The following is a 2,380-nucleotide window of genomic DNA, read 5'->3' on the forward strand; positions in this document are numbered from 1 at the left end:
CCAGACTGGTGGCCGACCTGGCGAGGATAATTTGCGTCGCGTCGAACGCTCCGACTTCCGTCTTCCTGACATCAACAACATCTCCAATCATGGGGTGTTGCGACGACCGGTTGAATCTGCCGAATACTGCGCCCACGACTACCAGAAGATCCTGCACAGTCATGGGTTCAAGGCATCGATGAGCGGCAAGGGCAATTGCTACAATAATTCAGCCGTCGAAAGCTTTTTCAAATCGCTGAAGGCCGAACTGGTCTGGCGCGGCGACTGGCACGCGCGGCGTGACGCCGAAATCGCCCTCTTCGAATGCATCAACGGCTTCTACAACCCGCGCCGCAAACACTCGGGATTGAGCTGGAAATCGCCCGTGGACTTCGAACAGAGGGCCGCTTGACATGAGCACTTGACCGAAACGAAACCGGGACAGGTCCAGATCGCGGCTGGCCTCGCGGCCGAGGGCTCGGCTCCAGAGACGTTCATGCCCGAGTTGATCGATTTCAAGCGGGTACCACGCAGCCTCCAGCCTAAGCGCCATGCGGGTGCGGTGGCGAAGTCGAAGGAAAGAGAGCAGAGCACGAGGCTGCACGCGTTTCCCGATGCGACGGGCACTCCTGACCCGTTCTTCGTGCCGACGGGACAGATCAGCCGTCGCTGGGGCGGCGATCTTGGGCAGGCTGGCGCAGGCCGACGGCTTTGGGAACCCGGGCGGTTGCGTTGCTTGGCTGCGGAAAGCATTGGCAGACGGGGGTGACCGCCTGCATCCTCCGCCGGACGTCCTGCACGACTACCGCAGTCGACAAGCGGCGCCACACGAGGTGCGGTCGCATCGAGATCACCTCCGATCGCCTGAGGGGCTAGCGACAGCCACCTCCTGCGACATGATCCGGGAACATCTCTTTCTGCCATCGCATTGGCCGCAACGGTCAACTTCTGGTCGCGGTTATGGACCTGTTCTGGTCCTAGCCATCGCAGCCTTGATGCATCGCGAATAAACTTCATGGAAAGCGCTTGACGCCCCTCGCAGGTTCGCTTACATCGCCGCCTACTTGTGGCGGAGTAGCTCAGTTGGTTAGAGCAGCGGAATCATAATCCGCGTGTCGGGGGTTCAAGTCCCTCCTCCGCTACCACCGAACCCCTGAAACTTTACGGCTTAGGTCAGGTGCCTCCACGAAGTCTCTCAAGGTAAGCGTTCTCTGCCCCCCACCTTCCGCGCGGCATCCTGATCGGTTCATTGGACTGTGCTTATTGTTGGGACGGAGTTTCTCCATGGAGTCTGCATTGGAGCTTCTCCCGGCTGGCGGCCGCGGCCGTCGGAACCGGAAGTAGCCGGATGAGGTGAAGGCGCGGATCGTGGCGGAGACGCTGATGCCGGGCGTGACCGTGAACACCGTTGCGCGGCGGCACGGGGTGCCGGCGAGCCATATCTCCTCTTGGCGGACGCTGGCGCGGAAAGGGCGGCTGGTGCTGCCTGCTCCTGAAGATCCAGTGGAGTTCGCGGCGCTGTTGCTCGGCCCCGCTGAAGATGCGCCGCGGACCGATGTTGGTGCCGTGGCCCGGCCGGAGATCGTCGCAGGCGCGGTGGCGATCCGTCTGGAAACCGGAGCCTCGGCAGAGCGGATCGGCGGCAGCAAACGGGTAGATCGAGATCGGCAACAGATGGTCAAGCGCGTGCCGCGGTGCGCTAGGCGCGCGGAAATAATTGAGACCGCAGAACGGACAATGCCTGATCTCCTTGGAGTAGATGACGCTATACAGATTGTCGCGCAGGAAGCCGTCGCCCTGCTCAAGGGTCGACAGCTGGCGGAAGATATAGTCAGCGAGCGCGCTTGCCGGTGCGCGGATCGACGCCGGCAGCGCAGCGAGTGTCGGGCACGGGGAGGCATCGCTGAAGACATTAGGCAGTTCAGTGTGTCTGAGGGTGGCCGCGCGCACGCCCGGTCGCTCGGCTGCGGGAAGCTTGCGATACTCCCGTAGCAGAGCGGAGAGTTCTGATTTCAGACCGGTGCGTTGCTCAAGGAGCTCGCGCCGAGCCGGCGGCAGACAGTTGGGCCAAGTCGCCGGTCGGCGCCTCGCGTCGATTGCGTCCATACGGGCGAGCATCAAGTCGACTACAACCGCGTTCAGCCAGTTCTAGCCGATGGCTTCTATGGGATATCAGAACAACATCGCTAGGCTTGGTTTTTCAACCTTCGCAGATGATCGGCCAGAAGCGCTTTCCCGATCGACGGGCCGAGATTTCTGAACCCCTCCTCAACCTTCGGCAAAGGTCGTGTCGCGAATGTGGTGGAAATTGTTGAGCAGCGGGCTCCGGGCATGTGAGGTTGGCTCCAGTCAGGCCGCGGGGTCAAGAGACATCGGCTCGAGAGGCTGAGAAAGCGTTTTC

Annotated in this window: 3 protein-coding genes and 1 tRNA gene; all 4 read left to right on the plus strand. The window is 61.8% G+C overall.

Going from position 1 to position 2,380, the window contains the following annotated elements; translation table 11 throughout:
* A partial coding sequence (locus OC159_RS19820) for an IS3 family transposase (protein WP_265502950.1) occupies positions 1 to 391 on the plus strand: 391 nt, incomplete at its 5' end.
* Positions 392 to 400: 9 nt separating this feature from the next.
* Positions 401 to 748 carry a hypothetical protein gene (locus OC159_RS19825; protein ID WP_265502951.1) on the plus strand — a complete coding sequence of 116 codons (348 nt, stop codon included), beginning with the start codon at positions 401 to 403 and terminating at the stop codon, positions 746 to 748.
* A 299-nt stretch (positions 749 to 1,047) separates the two neighbouring features.
* A tRNA-Met gene (locus OC159_RS19830) sits at positions 1,048 to 1,124 on the plus strand.
* A 238-nt stretch (positions 1,125 to 1,362) separates the two neighbouring features.
* Entirely contained in the window at positions 1,363 to 1,971 is a 609-nt protein-coding gene (locus OC159_RS19835) for a transposase (protein ID WP_265502952.1), read from the plus strand.
* The last annotated feature ends 409 nt before the right edge of the window (positions 1,972 to 2,380 follow it).

Source organism: Paracoccus beibuensis, assembly GCF_026162625.1.
GTDB classification, from domain to species: Bacteria; Pseudomonadota; Alphaproteobacteria; order Rhodobacterales; family Rhodobacteraceae; genus Paracoccus; species Paracoccus beibuensis.